Source organism: Agarivorans aestuarii (assembly GCF_019670125.1).
GTDB classification, from domain to species: Bacteria; Pseudomonadota; Gammaproteobacteria; order Enterobacterales; family Celerinatantimonadaceae; genus Agarivorans; species Agarivorans aestuarii.
In genome coordinates, this window is the sequence record NZ_AP023033.1 from 4,571,074 (window position 1) to 4,588,088 (window position 17,015).

At 45.0% G+C, this 17,015-nt stretch carries 14 protein-coding genes; 5 read left to right on the plus strand and 9 right to left on the minus strand.

Annotated elements, in window-relative coordinates:
- Positions 1-81: 81 nt before the first annotated feature.
- Positions 82-1,287, plus strand: a complete 1,206-nt coding sequence (locus K5609_RS21135; protein ID WP_246611913.1) for a winged helix-turn-helix domain-containing protein — start codon at positions 82-84, stop codon at positions 1,285-1,287.
- On the opposite strand, the gene K5609_RS21140 is transcribed toward K5609_RS21135, so the two are convergent.
- From K5609_RS21140 to K5609_RS21165, 6 genes are all read right to left on the minus strand, one after another.
- Positions 1,270-2,754, minus strand: a complete 1,485-nt coding sequence (locus tag K5609_RS21140) for a porin family protein (protein WP_221075353.1) — start codon at positions 2,752-2,754, stop codon at positions 1,270-1,272. The two genes, K5609_RS21135 and K5609_RS21140, sit on opposite strands and share 18 nt — an antisense overlap.
- A gap of 92 nt (positions 2,755-2,846) precedes the next feature.
- Complete coding sequence (locus K5609_RS21145) at positions 2,847-3,266, minus strand: DUF2141 domain-containing protein (RefSeq protein ID WP_221075354.1); 420 nt, start codon at positions 3,264-3,266, stop codon at positions 2,847-2,849.
- A gap of 275 nt (positions 3,267-3,541) precedes the next feature.
- Positions 3,542-5,374 (minus strand): glutamine--fructose-6-phosphate transaminase (isomerizing), encoded by a 1,833-nt coding sequence (gene glmS / locus K5609_RS21150; RefSeq protein ID WP_221075355.1) that lies wholly within the window; start codon positions 5,372-5,374, stop codon positions 3,542-3,544.
- 22 nt (positions 5,375-5,396) lie between these two features.
- A complete protein-coding gene (locus K5609_RS21155) occupies positions 5,397-6,161 on the minus strand; it encodes a DeoR/GlpR family DNA-binding transcription regulator (RefSeq protein ID WP_221075356.1) in 765 nt (254 codons plus the stop codon).
- Positions 6,162-6,238: 77 nt separating this feature from the next.
- The gene (locus K5609_RS21160; protein ID WP_221075357.1) at positions 6,239-7,099 is read right to left on the minus strand and encodes a sterol desaturase family protein; all 861 of its coding nucleotides are present in this window, start codon (positions 7,097-7,099) and stop codon (positions 6,239-6,241) included.
- An 18-nt stretch (positions 7,100-7,117) separates the two neighbouring features.
- Positions 7,118-8,161, minus strand: a complete 1,044-nt coding sequence (locus K5609_RS21165; protein ID WP_221075358.1) for a DUF2804 domain-containing protein — start codon at positions 8,159-8,161, stop codon at positions 7,118-7,120.
- Positions 8,162-8,519: 358 nt separating this feature from the next.
- Between K5609_RS21165 and K5609_RS21170 the strand changes: the two genes are divergently transcribed.
- From K5609_RS21170 to K5609_RS21185, 4 genes are all read left to right on the plus strand, one after another.
- A complete protein-coding gene (locus K5609_RS21170) occupies positions 8,520-9,878 on the plus strand; it encodes an MFS transporter (RefSeq protein WP_221075359.1) in 1,359 nt (452 codons plus the stop codon).
- Positions 9,879-10,010: 132 nt separating this feature from the next.
- Positions 10,011-10,205: a hypothetical protein gene (locus K5609_RS21175; RefSeq protein WP_221075360.1), complete on the plus strand. Its 195-nt coding sequence runs from the start codon at positions 10,011-10,013 to the stop codon at positions 10,203-10,205.
- Between the two features lie 126 nt (positions 10,206-10,331).
- Positions 10,332-10,727, plus strand: a complete 396-nt coding sequence (locus tag K5609_RS21180) for an SET domain-containing protein (protein WP_221075361.1) — start codon at positions 10,332-10,334, stop codon at positions 10,725-10,727.
- A gap of 32 nt (positions 10,728-10,759) precedes the next feature.
- A complete protein-coding gene (locus K5609_RS21185; protein WP_221075362.1) occupies positions 10,760-12,259 on the plus strand; it encodes a hypothetical protein in 1,500 nt (499 codons plus the stop codon).
- A gap of 47 nt (positions 12,260-12,306) precedes the next feature.
- On the opposite strand, the gene K5609_RS21190 is transcribed toward K5609_RS21185, so the two are convergent.
- The 3 genes from K5609_RS21190 to K5609_RS21200 all read right to left on the minus strand — a co-directional run bounded on the left by K5609_RS21190 (position 12,307) and on the right by K5609_RS21200 (position 16,967).
- A complete protein-coding gene (locus K5609_RS21190; protein WP_221075363.1) occupies positions 12,307-12,804 on the minus strand; it encodes a YehS family protein in 498 nt (165 codons plus the stop codon).
- A 192-nt stretch (positions 12,805-12,996) separates the two neighbouring features.
- A complete protein-coding gene (locus K5609_RS21195; protein WP_221075364.1) occupies positions 12,997-15,714 on the minus strand; it encodes a hypothetical protein in 2,718 nt (905 codons plus the stop codon).
- A gap of 248 nt (positions 15,715-15,962) precedes the next feature.
- The gene (locus K5609_RS21200) at positions 15,963-16,967 is read right to left on the minus strand and encodes an ABC transporter substrate-binding protein (RefSeq protein ID WP_221075365.1); all 1,005 of its coding nucleotides are present in this window, start codon (positions 16,965-16,967) and stop codon (positions 15,963-15,965) included.
- Between the last annotated feature and the right edge of the window lie 48 nt (positions 16,968-17,015).

Sequence of the window (17,015 nt, forward strand, 5' to 3'; positions counted from 1 at the left end):
AAGGCTAGCGCTTGGTTTGCCATAGCTTAGCAACGTAAGGCAGGCTAAGCTGTTGCTATTATTACCACTTAAGCGTTGCCAATGACCGAAAAGCTCTCCCTGCAACAAGCCAGAAAACTGGTTTTACACTCTCAGTGCTTGCCATTTGCTAAAACCAAAGGCTCGGCGCTTGACGCCAGCCTAGCGGCGATAGAACAGCTAGGTTACGTGCAAATAGACACTATATCGGTAATTCAGCGCGCTCATCACCATACTTTGTGGTGCCGCAACCCTCGCTATCAGTTAAGTCATCTCGATACCCTAATGCGTAAGCACCAAGTATTTGAATACTGGTCTCATGCAGCAGCGTATTTACCGATGCGAGATTACCGCTTTAGCTTGCTACGTAAACAGGCTTTTGCCAATGGCCAACAAAAGCACTGGTATCAAAAAAACCACGGCTTAATGGATGCGGTGTTAAAGCGAATTGCCGATGAAGGCCCACTCATGGCCAAAGACTTTGAGCATCAGGGAAAAAAGACTGCTGATTGGGCAAGCAAGCCGGCAAAACAAGCCTTGGAATGTTTGTTTATGCAAGGCGACTTAATGGTGCCTTATCGCCATAACTTTCATAAGGTTTATCAACTTACCGAAAAAGTATTGCCAAGCAATACAGATACCCGCATTCCTAGCCAGCAAGAATACTGCAGACACTTAATCCAGCGCTACTTAAGTGCTAACGGCATTGGTCTGGTAAGCGAGATGAGTTATTTACTTAAGAACCTGAAAGGCCCCTTGAATCATTGTTTAAATGACATGTTATTAAACGGTGAGGTCATTAAAGTAGCGGTTGCTGGGCAAACTTATTACGCGCTAGAAAACAGCTTAAGCTTACTCAACAAACCGCTGGCTCGCAGCAAACTAAAGATTTTGTCGCCCTTCGACAACCTAGTAATTCAACGTAAACGTCTGCAGCAGCTGTTTAACTTCGATTATCTTATCGAATGCTATGTGCCAAAAGCGAAGCGCCAATACGGCTATTTTTGTTTACCTATTTTGTGGGAAGGCCAACTAGTCGCAAGAATGGATTGCAAAGCCGAGCGCCAAACTCGCACCTTGCACATTTACAACTTGGTATTGGAGCCAAGCATTAAAGACATAACCAAGTTTAGCGAGGCTTTAAGCAAAGAACTTAACGTTTTTATGCAGTTTAACCTATGTGAACAAGTGGCTGTTCATCAAGTACAACCAAAGTCAGCGCTGCCAAGCATAAGCGCTCAGCTAAGCGAACTAAAACCTACGATTTAAACCAGCAATAAACTGGCGGCGATCGCCACCAAAACCTACATATTCAAACATGGCTGACCAATAGGCATTAAAGTTGAAGTTAGCGCCCACTAACCCCTGCCATTTATCGGTATTTTCTTGGCGAATTTTGTAGTCGATAGAGAGATCGGTGCCGGGAATTGGCTGGTTACCGTCGATGCGTAATTCACTATCCAAATAACTTACGCCGCCATATACCGCTAAGCTGCGGTCATCCTCAAACTGGAACAATTTGCCAGCCCGCGGCACAGCGCTAAACACAATGCCGTCGCTGTTGGTTCTGTCCATATCGGCATAGGTAAAGGTGAGCGGTACTGCCAAAAAGTAAGAGCGCCAGCCGCCGGCTAATACCGTACCGACACTATAGCTATAGCCGTCTACGTCTACATTCACATTAAACGGCACCGTTTCTTTACCTTCTAATACGCGACAAGCAGGGTGGCTAATAATGCCGGAACAATCTATTTCTAACTGCTCCAGTAAATCATCACCGTTTAGCGCAAAATTGACGTTGGCTTCGCCGGTAATTCGGCCAAAGGTGCCAAACACATTCATAAAAGGAAATATCCAAGCGTCCACTTTAATCTGTGGCGTTTGGGTGTGATTATCATTATCGCTAAAGGCAACAAAATCGATGGGTACATTGGCACCACTGCCACCAGCACCCACTTCCAACTCATCGAGATCCATGTGCTGGTAGGTATCAACATAGATAAAACTAATGCCAATAGGCAAGGGAAGATCGTAGCCCAAATCAATCACTCGCTGCCCATAAAATGGCAATACCCGGTCCCATTTTCGTGGCGAGTGCTCAGTTTGGCTGCCTGGTGATTTAGTATCACGCATGGGTAAAGTGGTTTTGTTTAAGCCGCTATCGGTAAGTTCTTCATTGCGCGATAAATTCACCAATACCGCAGAGCCCGAAACATTAGCTCCGCTATCGTTCACCACGTATGCTGGAATGTTGTGTTGGTTCACTTCTATGGTACTAGCATAGGTTTGGCCGCTTTCCCCCAAACGCCATTCGGCCGACACGCCAGTGCCCCAACCACCTTGAGTAAAGGCGTCTATACTCTGCTGATCTTCGAACAAGCCAATAATGTAATAGGAGCTTAAACCCAGGCCCACGCCTACATCGTAGCGCTCCACGTCCATATAGGTAATGCTGTCGTCTTGCTTATTGTAAAGCGCACCCAAGCCGCTGGACTTTCCTAACACTGGTACCTTAAAGCTAGATAGCTCAGAGGAGAAGTAGCCTTCGGCTTGGTCGAGTTCTTGCTGTAGGTCGGGATTTAGTGCTACCAAGCGCTCAATAGCCGTTTTGGCTTGTTGCTCAACTTGCTGTCGCACAGCCTCTCGCTCACCGCTTGGAATCACGGTTTTGCTAGAACAAGCAGCCAAGGTAAACAGAGCAAATATGCCAAGGCAAAAACCTAGAGGATTTCTCATTACTATCCTTGTTGCGTTGAAGCTGCATCCTGCAGCCCAATTTAGTGAAGAGGCGATCTGCTAATCGCTATGAATCAACAATAAGCAATTGCTCAAATTTCTTCAATTTTAATTCGAATTACCTGCTCTTGCCCAGATAGTTTAATTTTAGCGTCTTGGTAGCTTGGAGGGCCAAATTTCCCCTTGGGGTTGTTACTCATTCCTGTTGGCTCTTTGGGAATGCCAAACCAGTTGGTATCGAGAACTCCGTTAGCATTTTTATCATGATAAACGTTTATCGCACACTCGGCTGGGAGGGGCTCACTCACGCTAATGCGTAACTCACCGTTAGCCACATTTTTTACTGGCACGGTTTTACTAAAAATAGGCAGCTTTAAATAGCTTTCACTAGAGTCCCATACTCTAAGCACTATTTGCCCTTGGCTTGAGCTAATTCCTTGCACATCTACATGCACTGGTGCCGCAAGCGCATACCAGGGCAGCAACACGAGAAGGCAAATTAAGATTTTCATAAAGCTCCATATTGGTGGTTACTTAAAGATAGTAAAGCTTATTTGGCCATCTCTCCCGCTATTTGTTTTTGTTGCACCCAACTACGCACCGCTTGATGTACCAAACCTTGAGATGCTTGGCTACGCCAAATTACGGCTGACGGTATGCTTTATTACACACTAAAATTGAAGCTAAAAGACAACTAGCTTCTAATAAAAAAGGCCGCTTCAAAAAGCGGCCTTTACTGCTTAAAACTTAATTACCCTTCAACACGAAAGTGTTTAAGCATTTGATTTTATTCAACCGTTACAGATTTAGCTAAGTTCCTTGGTTGGTCTACGTCGGTGCCTTTAATCAGGGCTACGTGGTAAGACAATAGCTGCATTGGCAAGGTGTACACAATAGGCGCAATTAGCTCATCGACATGTGGAACATTAATCACTCGCATGGTTTCGTCGCTTTCAAACTTGGCGTCTTTATCAGCGAACACATACAAAATACCGCCACGGGCACGTACTTCTTCCACGTTTGATTTAAGCTTTTCTAACAGCTCGTTGTTAGGTGCCACCACAATAATTGGCATTTCAGCATCAATTAACGCGAGTGGACCATGCTTTAACTCGCCCGCGGCGTAAGCTTCAGCGTGAATGTAAGAAATCTCTTTTAGCTTAAGCGCACCTTCCATGGCAATTGGGTATTGGGTACCGCGACCAAGGAATAAGCTGTGGTGCTTGTCGGCAAAATCTTCGGCTAGCTCTTCAATGGCACCGTCTAGCGTTAAAGCTTGTTCAATCTTGGCAGGTAGCGATTGCAGAGCACCCACAATGCGTGCTTCCAAGTCTGCTGATACATCTTTATTACGACCAATCGCCGCAACCAACATTAACAAACCAGCTAGCTGAACTGTAAAGGCTTTGGTTGAAGCTACGCCAATTTCGGTGCCAGCTTTCATCAAGTAAGCCATGTCTGATTCGCGTACTAAAGATGAACCCTCAACGTTACAAATGGTTAAGCTAGAGGTATAGCCCTGTTCTTTCGCTAAGCGCAAGGCCGCTAGTGTATCGGCTGTTTCACCACTTTGCGAAAGGGTAACCAGCAAGCTATTTTTAGGCGTAAATGACCTGCGGTAACGAAACTCTGAGGCAATCTCTACGTTACATGGAATGCCTGCCAACTCTTCAAACCAATAACGAGCTACCATGCCAGAGTTATAAGAAGTACCACAGGCAATAATTTGCACGTGCTCAATGGTAGGTAAAATCTCTGCGGCTTTAGGGCCAAAGGCACTATCGAGCACTTTGCCAGCTTGTAAACGACCTTCTAAAGTACGTTGAATCGCAATTGGCTGCTCGTAAGTTTCTTTAAGCATGTAGTGGCGATATTGACCTTTGTCGCCAGCATCGTGAGAGGCAGTAGACTCGCTAATTTCGCGCTCTACTGGCTCACCATTTTCATCAAAAATGCTAACACCTTGGCGAGTTACTTCGGCAACGTCACCTTCTTCTAAGAAGGCAAAACGGCGAGTTACCGGTAGTAATGCTAGTTGGTCAGATGCAATGAAGTTTTCGCCAACACCATAACCAATAACTAATGGGCTGCCAGAGCGTGCTACCACTAAACGGCTTGGATCGCGTTTATCGGCAATCACCATGCCGTAGGCACCTTCTAACTCGGCCACTGCAGATTGCACCGCTTCTACCAAACTTTGGTGATGTTTAATCTTGTGTTCGACCAAGTGAACAATGACTTCGGTGTCGGTATCTGAGGCAAAGGTGTAGCCTTTGGCAATAAGCTGCTCACGAAGCTCAGCGTGATTTTCGATGATGCCATTGTGCACAACAGCAATGGTTTCACAAGAAACATGTGGGTGAGCATTACGCTCACTAGGCTCGCCGTGGGTGGCCCAACGGGTATGCGCAATACCGGTGCCGCCAAGTACAGGGTTGCCTCCTAAGGCATCGGCGAGTTCTTGTACTTTACCTAAACGGCGCACTCGGCTTAATTCGCCATCGGCAGTGATGGTTGCTACACCCGATGAGTCGTAACCACGGTATTCTAGGCGGCGTAGTCCCTCAACCAAAATATCTGCTACATCACGCTGAGCTACCGCTCCTACAATTCCACACATAGTTATTTCCTTGTCGATAAAGTTATTGGGCTATTACCACATTAACGCCCTGAGCACGGATTTGCTCAGCCACGCTAGGCTCTAGCTGATTGTCTGTTACTAAAGTTGAGATCTTCGACCATGCCAACTCTAGGTTATGAATTTTTCTGCCAATTTTATTGGACTCGGCCAGTACCACGACTTCGCGGGCAACCTCAGCCATCACTTGGCTTAAACCGACTAGTTCATTAAAGGTAGTCGATCCGCGTGCCACATCGATACCGTCTGCGCCAATAAACAATTGGTCGAAATCGTAAGCACGCAATACTTGTTCTGCCACTTGGCCCTGAAACGCTTCTGAGTGAGTATCCCAGGTGCCACCGGTCATCAAAAGTGTTGGCTCGTTTTCTAGTTCGCGTAAAGCGCCAGCAATACTTAAAGAATTAGTCATTACCACCAAACCTTCTTTCTCAGATAGCTCTGGCAGTAGCGCTGCGGTAGTGCTGCCACTGTCGATAATTATCCGATTATGATCACGAATTAGCCCGGCAGCAGACTTGGCAATTGCTTGCTTTTGCTCGGACACTTGCTCGTCGTGCGGTTCGTTGATCAATTCCTTAGGGATAGGCACTGCGCCGCCGTAACGTCTTAGCAACAAGCCATTAGCTTCTAGACTAGCTAAATCCTTTCGAATCGTAACTTCTGAGGTTTCAAAAGCGTGAGCAAGTTCATCAACCTTTACTTCACCATGTTCGGCGAGGCGATCTAAGATAAGGCGACGGCGCTGCTGAGTGTTTCGTTTGATCATAATGCCATTAGCTAAGTTTCGAATCGAAACTTATTATAGTTAAGCGAAACTTAAGATCAAGCCGAGTTGTTAAAAAGTTAGTCTTTGGTTTGCTTTGCGGGCGGGGCAAACAATAATCGCCAGCGCTGAGCGATGCTTAAACCCGGAGCACTAGCCTGCTTAAACATACTTTGCCACTCACTAAAGGTAACCACCAAGGGGTTAAAACTGTTCACTGGTTGAGTAATGCCGTAGTCAACGGTTTCAAGTTCTGGCTCAAAACTGCCAAACAGCCTGTCCCAGATAATTAATACCCCTGCATAGTTTTTATCAATATATTGCGGGTTGCGCCCATGGTGTACGCGGTGATGAGATGGAGTGTTAAGTATCCATTCCAAGGGGCCCAACTTCTTAACTGCTTGAGTATGAACAAAAAATTGCAAACCCAAGTTAAGCAGTACAACAAACACTACCCAATGCGGCGCAAACCCAATAATTACCAGCGGTAACCAAAATAGCCACATTCCCGCTAGAGGGTACATTAAGCTTTGGCGAAAGGCGGTGCTAAAATTCATATTCTCGGAACTATGGTGAACCACATGGGCAGCCCACATCCAGCGCACTCGATGACTGGCACGGTGAAACCAGTAATAGCAAAAGTCTTGAGCGATAAACAAAGCAATAAAGCTGACTACACCCATGTTTATCTCAAACAAGCGCCAGCCAAACAGGCTTAAGTAAATTTGGCTAAGCAGCAAGCCCATTAAAATATCACTGAGTTGATGCATGCCCGCTAGTGCAAAATTGCATAGGAGTTCTTTGGCCTGATACTGAGCTGACGATGGCAGCTTCTGCCGCACATTTCCCCAATACCACTCTAGCCCCATGCATAACAAAAACAGCGGTGCTAAGACCATCAGTAAATATTCGGGGTGAGTGATGAGTATGGCAAAGTCCATTTGCATTCCTTAACTTAGCTACCAGCGAGCAAAGTGGTCTTCAGTTAAACCGAGTACCTGATCTAGCTGGTGTGTTTGACCAAGTTCATCAATTAAACTGCCGCTAAAATGTCCGATATATTGGCGAAAGTTGCTCTTGAGCAGCAGCAAATTGAGCCGTTCTTGACGACTATTTAGTGGGGTAAACTGCAGGTTAACCCGGCCGTCTTCTGAGTAGATATGCCAAATTTGAGGCTGGCTGCAGCTTTCGTTTGCCAAGCTACGCTTAAAGACGAAATGCACAGGACCAAGTAATTGCTTGTGATCGTTAACCCATAGGGCATTTTCATTGCAGCCGGTTTCGTTAACGCCAGCGGCTAGGTTTAAGCCAATGGTGGTTTGATTTAGGCGAGTTGAGAAGCTAGCCCAACGCCAACAGGTTTCTCGGCGCATATAACCCGCAGAGAAATCATAGCCGCCAAGGGCTGAGTTAAGGTCTTGCACTTTAGCGTTAATCTGCAAATGCCCGGCCACCGGCAAAGCATTATGTTTTTGAGTGTAGGTCCAACCGGAATATCCTGTAGGGCTGCACATGGCCATGCACTGCTGTTGGTTGGCTGGTGCCAGTTGTAAATCGGCTTCTAAAAAAGGCGTATTGGCAGTGAGCTGCCATTGTCCTTCGGAAATATGCAATTGCAGCGAGTGCTTACCCTTTATAAAGGCCAAGCTGTTAACCGGGCTTGGCTGAGTGCCGTAGCCCACACCACAGGGTTTTAGCCAAGTACACTCTTGCAGGGTTTGGCTAGCAATATGGTAGGCATAACAAAAACCACTGCCAAGGTAGCGAATATCCGCTAGAGCAAAGCCAAGGATATAGTCATCACTCTTAATGCTGACAAACTGAAACTGCTTATAATGAAAATGCCTGGCCCAAGCCGAGGCAGGTTTGTCCATGGTATTGGTATAAGCAAAATGCGCTAAGCCCAACTGGCTAACTGGGCCATTAAAATGACCAAGGCTGAGTTCTCCATTCGCCGCGATTAAGCTACCAGGAGCTGAAATAAGTTGTTGGGAGTTTTGCATTTACCAAACCTTTATTGGTTACATTTCATTAACATTTATTAGCTAAGCAGAGTTTGAGTAAATATTCTAAAAAGGTTTGATTGCTTTGTGAGCCAGCTTGCAAGAAATCAGCTGATACAGAGAAAATGCCGAAACAAGCCTCCAATAAAAACCCCATATACAGAATATCAATTCAAACAACCAATAAAAACCAGCCAAAAACACCTTAAAATGTGATTATGAAAACATTTTCACCCAATAATGTGACACGAATCACCGAAATTTTGTGGAACAAATCACTTTTTGTGTTCACAATCTCGGCAGCTTTAAAATCATCTGGTTAGACCAGATTAAACCCTTCTCACCATCAGGTAAGTTCATGAATACAAACAAACCAAAATTACACTTTTGGCAAATCTGGAACATGAGTTTCGGTTTCCTTGGGATTCAATTTGGCTTCGGTTTGCAAAATGCTAACGTAAGCCGAATTTTTGAAACCCTAGGCGCTAGCATCGATCAAATCCCAATTTTGTGGTTAGCAGCGCCAGTAACTGGATTACTTATTCAGCCGATTATCGGTTATATGAGTGACAGAACATGGAATGGTTTAGGTCGTCGTCGTCCCTACTTTTTAGCTGGCGCGATCATGTCTTCTCTCGCATTAATCATTATGCCTAACTCGCCTTATCTTTGGATGGCAGCAGGCATGTTGTGGATACTAGATGCCTCGATTAACGTTTCAATGGAACCGTTTCGCGCTTTAGTTGCTGATAACCTTCCATCTGAACAGCGCACTCAAGGCTTTGCAGTGCAAACCTTCTTTATTGGTGTAGGTTCGGTAATTGCGTCTGCCATGCCGTATGTGCTGGCGAACTGGTTCGGTATTGCCAACACAGCTCCTGAAGGTGTTATCCCGCCATCGGTTAAAATCTCATTTTATGCTGGTGCCGTGGTATTTTTTGGCGCTGTTTTATGGACCGTTCTCAAAACCAAAGAATACAGCCCAGAAGAAATGGAGCGCTTTGAAGGCACAGAGCCAGAGCAGGACCAAGAAACAAGCGAAGGCTTTGCCGAAGTGTGGGCCGATGTGAAGAAAATGCCTACAACCATGCGCCAATTAGCCGTTGTGCAGTTCTTCTCATGGTTTGCTCTGTTTGCCATGTGGATCTACACCACATCGGCGGTAACTAGCAGCGTTTACGGCGCCACAGATACCTCTTCTGCCCTTTATAACGAAGGTGCAGACTGGGTAGGCTTATGTTTTGCCATGTATAACGGTGTTAGTGCTTTGGCTGCCTTTGCGCTACCTTGGTTAGCTGCACGCAGCAGTCGAAAAGTAGTGCACGCCCTATGTTTAACCTTGGGCGGCGTAAGCTTAGCCGGCATGTACTTTATTAACGATCCAAAAATGTTAATGCTTAACATGGTAGGTATTGGTTTTGCTTGGGCGAGTATTTTATGTATGCCTTACGCCATTTTAGCGGGTTCTTTACCTAGCAAAAAAATGGGCTTTTTTATGGGCGTGTTTAACTTCTTCATTGTTATTCCACAAATTTTGGCGGCCGGTATCTTAGGTTACTTCACTCGCGAATTCTTTGGTGGCGACTCAATGATGGCCTTGGTATTGGGCGGGGCCTCTATGGTAATTGCAGCACTGGTTACACTAACCGTAACCGACCGCGATGACCCACAGCTAGCAAACCAAGACGCCGAGTTAAGCCAAGCGCAAACCGCATAAATAAGCGGTAGATTAAAAAGGGTGAGCTAAGACTCGCCCTTTTTTTATTTGAGGAAAACTCACCCTATCATCGATCGAAACGTATCGCTGCTACGTTTTATAAGCTGAACCCTTAATCAAGGAGCGAGCATCATGAGCCAACATGTTTTCAAAGTAGGTATGCGTTGTATTTACGACAAGGGGCAAGCCCTCGTTGACACCTTAGATGACAAAAACAATGTAGCGCTGGTTCGCGATCAACATACCGGTAATCTACATACCCGCGCCTACAATGATTTGTATCCCGATGATGACCAATTTCACAGCGAAAGCGATACTTACTACTAAGCCTGTATTCAAAAAACAAAACAGCGCCCAACAAGGCGCTTTTTTTTTGATAATAAGCGCAGACTAAACATAGTAAACAACGGTATATTGCTGGAATAACTAAACTTTTAGAGCCATTCAGCAAAAATGATGCAACAAAGTGCTTATCCCATAGTAGACAACCTACTATTTTCTGAGATTCGCCCCAGCACCATTCACGGTGATGGTTTATTTGCCACCAACAGCATTAATGCCAACAGCATATTGGGGATTCTTGACGGACAATTAGTGCCGTGGGATGAGCAATTTTCCACAGCATTTGAATGGAATGCGATAAGCGAAACCCAATTACTTATTCGCCCTTTGCGCACTAAATACAGCTACATAAACCATAGCCGTAGCCCCAACTTACAACTTGAATACCACCCACTGCGGGTCACCGCCCTTAAAGATATTAAAGCTGGCGAAGAGCTCACTTTAGATTATCGCAAAGAACCTTTACCAAAAGCTTACCAACAAGGCCACGGAAGCGGCTATTTGTAGTAACCTCATTTTACAAGGATAAGTAGTAGCGTATGCGCGACCACATCGACTTTTATTGTTATCAACCCCTGCTTATACATGATGAGCATTGGATCAACTTCCTATCTAAAATCAATCGAGTAGCTCGTAAAAACCAAGGTGCCAGCACACTGCGATCAAGCAACTGGTCAAGCATGAGTGAGCACCTTACTCAGCAAGGCATAAGTAATAGTGACCATTGGCTGAGTAGCTATACCAAAGAAACTCAAGGGCAATTCCTCGATTTACTGGTTTGCAACCTCAGCCAACAGCAACACATTAACTTACTGCAAAAAGACCTGGTGACTTACCACCAAGATCAGTCGGAAATATTCCAATACTACAACCTAGACCCAGACCATAGCTCAATGAAGTTGATGTTAGTAAACCGCAGTGTATTTATGTTGGTATTTCACATTCGTTTACAACGAAAAGCTGATAAAACGCCACCTGCAGAGCTCCTTAAATCAGTCCCCTTTGCCCTACGTGCAATGGTGGAAGACCAGCGAAGTGGCAGTTGGAGCCAGCACGCCAGAGAAACGGCCATACGAAATACTCAAATTGCGGTTGCTAAGCTAACAGGGCAGTCTTCCAAACTGGCGAGTGTAAGTATTAAACCGCATACCGGCCATGTATTGGTTGATTTTGGCAGTGAGGTTAACGAAGGCGAAAAAGCGGTGGTAAAACAAATCCACGAGCAAGAAGAGATCAACTTCAACATTGCCTCCGAGATTGACCTAATTAATGATCACCCAGGCTCATTTGCCCATTTTGGTTGGAGCTATTCCACGGTTTACGGATTGCCAAAAGAAAAATCCACCATGTGTTTACCCTTTATGCTGTATCTACAAGCTTGCTGGTTCTTGGCGGGCTTTTTTAAAGAGTATCTATTGGACTCGATGATTAAACTGTCTGACGACCTAAGTAGCAACGAGTTAAAGAAACAATCTCGCCAGTTTGATTCTTTGGTGATGGCGCATGAGATTTCACTCATCAAACACTCTCAATACAAAGGCGCACTAAAACCTTGGCAGTTTGATGCCTTTGAATGGGTGGAAAGATACTGGCAATTAGGCGAAACCTTTGAGCAGCTAAAAAGCTCAATGGCCACTAATAAAGAGTTTGTTGAACGCAAAATATCTTACAATATTCAAAACATTGAACAGCGCCAATCCTTCATTCTATTTGTGATAACGCTGATTCAGATGCTCACCATCGTAAGCTTTTTTAAAGACTATTTTGACCTGTTGGATTCAACCAACTTGCCCAATAAGTTTTCCTTTGTAGAAAACGAAACCTTCGATGTGTTTAACCTATACCTACCGCTGTTTTTAGTTGGTATTAACCTCTGCTTTATTACCTATATCTATCGTCGCTTGTTAGCCGAAAAGTGGCGGGAATTTCGTGAAGCATTCCAACTGAAACGCTTAATAGCTTGGTTCAAAACAAAGGGAAATAAGACCCGACAACAAGAAGAAGCATCAAGGTTTAATCAGCTAGAAAATGACGCGTAAATACCAAAAAGCCGAGCTAAGCTCGGCTTTTTTTATTTATCTGAAGACTATTCTTCATCCCACTCAAAGTCGGGTGCTTCGTCTGGGTTGGCGCGATATTTAAGCTGCATGCCATGCAAGAAGTTACGCATGATTTGATCTTTACATAAACGGTAATGCTTATGGTCTGGCTTGCGGAAAAATGCACTTAACTCATGTTTGCTTAGTTGAAAACCAGTTAGACCCAATACCTCTAGCATGTCTTCTGCTTTGAGGTTTAAAGCAATTTTTAGCTTCATCAAAATAAGATTATTGTTTAGGCGCTTTTCTGGCTCAGGCTGAGGGCCTTCACGTTTACCGCGTTTTTCGTTGATTAAGCCGTTAAGAAAAACTGCTAGGGTTCTATCGTTAAGATTGCGATAAGCAGCGTCATCATCTTTTTTCAACCAATCGCTCACCTCGGCACGGCTTACTGTTAGCTCAGCTTGCGCAAAAATGGCAATCATCTTGTTATCGTTAAAGTTAAAGCAATAGCGAAGACGACGAAGAATATCGTTATTAGTCATGGATTAGTCCCAAGTAAAATAAAACCCACAGCCCAGAGGCTGAAAAACCAGCAGGATTCTACGCTATCCAGCAACAAGTAGATAGCGCCCCAACCGCTTATTTATTGAGCGTAGTCAAAGCCGCTCTAAGCTGCCCTTTTTAGGGCAATAAAAAACGGCCCTAAAGGCCGTTTATTGTTAAGAGCGTCAACCCTATGGTAAAGCGGGTACGTCGCTGTCACTAATGAGCGTTCGAATATCTGTCCATACTTCACCTTCATCTTCGCTCATGTACGGGAAGTCTTCTGTCCAAGTACTTTGTTGAGAGAAAATTTTGACAGCCATTTCTACACCATCACTGGCAATAATGGTGACTTGGTCTTCTACTGTTAAGCCAAACAAAGTTTCAGCATTGAGGCGTAAGCTTAATACACCCTCATCAGAAACTTGCCACTCCATTGGTATGCTAAATTCTTCGGCTAACTCGCGAAATTCACCGCTATACCAGCCAGCGGTACTGCTTTCGGTATCTCCGAAGATATAGTAAGACTCTTCATCATCATCAGTTGCAGCCAAGGCATTGCCCATTAAGGAGTCTGCACTAAACTTCGCACTGCGACCGCCAATTGTTTCAATGCATTCAACTACAGCATCCACGTAGTCGCTGATTACTTTTTCGGTGCCTTCAAACGGCACTTCGTTCTCATCATCCCAATCGGAATCACCGGTAGTGCAATAGTCCACACCTGCGTTACGCTCAAACACTTTGCCTTTGTAGTACCATGCTTCGGTGCCTATATCAGCTTCATTAGAGAATACTGCTACCGATACCTCATCTACTTCATCAAAGGCTTCTACAATCACCACCAAATCGTAGTCGTTTTCACTGTACATCAACTTAATGAAATCTTGGTCGGTAAGACTGTAGCTCAACTCGCCACTTAGCAAACCAGCTTTGTAGAAATTTACGCTTCCATCTTGATTAAACTCGTAAGCTCTGGTGGTTCCATCACTACCTCTAACACGAACAATGCGCTCTTCGTATAAGTCAGGAAATGCTTGTTGCGCTGAAATATAGTTACAAGTATTGAAGAAGTTCACAAACTCTTGCTCAGTAAAGGTTTCTTGTATTTCCTCAACATCACAGGTATCTCGGTCAAGTGCGGCCCCAATATCTTGAATAGCTTGCTGGTTAAATAAGTAGAATGCAGGCATTCCAGCCATTTCTACATTACCGCGACGCACCAAACCCTCGGCTACGGTATAAAAAATCTCTAAGTCATCAATCTCAGCACCATAAGCAACTAAGGCGATTGGTAGGCTTACTCTAACTAATTCCTGCCCGTTTACCGTTTGCACAGACCAAGTGGTACTAAAGGCGAGCTTTTCTGTAGTTTGATCGTTATGGAAAATCTTATAGAAGTTAACGGTATTAGCTTCATCCTCTACGAACTCAGCTAAAACACTGGTATTACCCGACTGCGTCGGCGTCATCCAAACACCTTGCATGCTGTAATCATTGGCTTCAGCTGGCTCTGCTGAAAACAGTGCCGACAAAGCTGTTGGAGCACCTTCTTCCGCACCGCCGCCCATATTGCGATAGATACGATTACAAAATTCACCTTCTTGGTCGTCACAGCCCCAATTGAAGATTCGGTATCTATCTTCAGCAAGATTCTCAGAACCAAGGTAAGCTGTTGCGCCTTCACTAAAGGTCGCACTGCTTGGAATTAACAGCAATAGCTCGCTGGCGTCTTCGGTTGCCGCAAAGGCTCGTACAGAGCTGCCTGCCAAATCAATTTGTTTTAAGCTTGCCTCTCGATCAAGGCTAGTATCCGATTGCAAACCGGCATTGGTTAGCACAGCGGTAGTTTCTGTAGCACTGCGGAATAAGGGCATATCAAAATCTTCTAGCCAGCCTTCACTCCCCAATATCCAGCGGTCTACATCATATTGAGTGGTGTCTACATTATCGATAGTGCCCGAGTAACTTTCTTCAGGTGTAGTTAAATCTAGCGCCTCACCGCTACCAGCATCCCAAAAATAAACTTGCTCAGAAGTAGTCACGCCATCAAAGCTCATTTTTCCTGCTTCAAACTCTAAGTCGCCATCATATTTGTCGGCATATACCCACCACACACCTTGTTGCAGAACTTCGGCTACATTGGTGTCGGCGGCTTCGGTTTCGGTTTCAATACGATCAACAACATTGTCGGCAAGCTCCAAAATCGCCGGGTCTTCCAAAATGTCTTCTAAAGTAAAATCATTGCCTGAATCAATAATCGCTTGATTGATTTCTTCTCGTACTTCTTCAATCACACTGGCCACTAATTGTTGGGCAATGTCTACATTGCTGGCTAGTTCATCACCAGACGGCACTGCCGAGGCAAACTCCCCCCAGTCACTGCCAGAGGTACTGGCAGCGGCAATTTGTTCCACTACTGCACGGTAGGCGGCTGTTGAGCTTAAATCTACTTGGAACTCCTCTGAGGTAGTTGGCGCAAACAGATTATCACTAGGTAGTGGCTGATTAAGCTGCAGGGCTGGTGTTCCATCAAGGTCAATCAGTACAACACAATCTAAACGCTCACCACCTGGTAAAGTAATCACGTAGGTGCCGTCGGGCTCTCTAGACCACTGGTCATCGGCTAGCTCGACGGTTTCAATCACATTACCGTCTGCATCAATAATCGCCACTGCGAAGTTGTCTTTTTCTAAGTTATCTACGCTGTCGGCATAGGCCTTAGAGAATAAACTAAATCCGCCAGTGCTTACTGTCACTAAACTGGGTGGGGCATCTACGCTAATAGAAAATGCGGTGGTTGGACCGGGCGCAGGAGCAGGATCTGGTGTACCAGAATCACTTGAACCGCCACAGGCATAAAGCAAACTTGTTGTACATAAAACAGCTAATTTGCTGAGTCTTTTCATAGTTAAGTTCCCTTTTACTATTAGTACAATGGATGAATTGGTATTCACATTGATAAAGAATTTTGCTTTTAGATGCTGAAACGACATAACAAGCAATGGATAAGCTAAGCCCTTAAGCGCCCGTTAAAACAGATCACAAAAATAAAACATAATATCAAACAGCCATTAACACAAGCTGAACAATTGGTCAGAGTTCACTAACTTGGATTTTTTATTCCAATAGCTAAACTAATTGTGAAGCAACGGGCTTATTCAACAAAGTTGGCTTTATTGGCCATTTTTCTCGGCAGGGTCAAGCGATGGCGTTCTAACTGGCTGCGGCTAAACAAGTAGCGGCCTTTTTCAGCGGTTTTAGGCCCAAGGGTGTGCGGCTCTACATCGGTCGTTAATATGGTGTGGGCCAACTCGCCGGCAATGCGTCCTTGCTCGTAACCAAACAGTACTAAGCCGCCAATGGTTTTATCTTTGCCCACGGCAAAATCCCAAAAGCCGAAGGGGGGAACAGGTGTATGCTGTGACGACCATTCAATCACCTCGCTAGCCTCTACATACTTATTCTTGCTGTCTCTTAGGGTGTGGTAAAGGCCAAACGCTATGGCATCATAACCTTGCTGTTTAGCGCTACTCACCGCTTGCTGCCACTCATCCCAACGGCTAATAAGGCGTAAATCAAGCTTAACTCCAGACACTGATAGCTGAGTTTCACCACCAAACTCCTCTTCAAGAACCGTTTTAGCCGTGGTGCCGTCATCAAATAAAATCAGCATTCGATTAAGCCCCTCAGGAAACATTGGCTTAATGCTAGAGATTGAACGCTTGATTAAGGGACGCTCCAAAACACCGGTAATATTGTGCCGCTGATGAACGTGATAACGGCGAGGATTATTATTAATGCCTAAGTACACCACCGGCAGCAAGGTTTTGGCAAACCGCGAACCGAGGTACTTTAGCGCATTATCGTCACCTAGTATCACCAGATCGGGTTTCACATCTAAGTAGCGCTGCCAAGCTAATTCTCCGCGACTGCGATGGCGTGAACTGGGGATCCGTTTAGTGTCCATTTCAAAGTAAGTGAGTTGATAGTTCTCGCCAAGCACCGACTCTAGGCCTTTTATGTAGCTTTTATCCCATGCGTATTCTTGGTGATAGCTTTCTATCACCAAAATCTTTTGCTTGGATAGTCCCTCAAGGGGCATAACCAGCAATAAAAACCCACAGAGTAATCGACCTAAAACATTCACTAACTGTCTCATTTTTAAACGCTTAGGCTAAGTATAGTCAATGCCACTTTAAGGCACTGA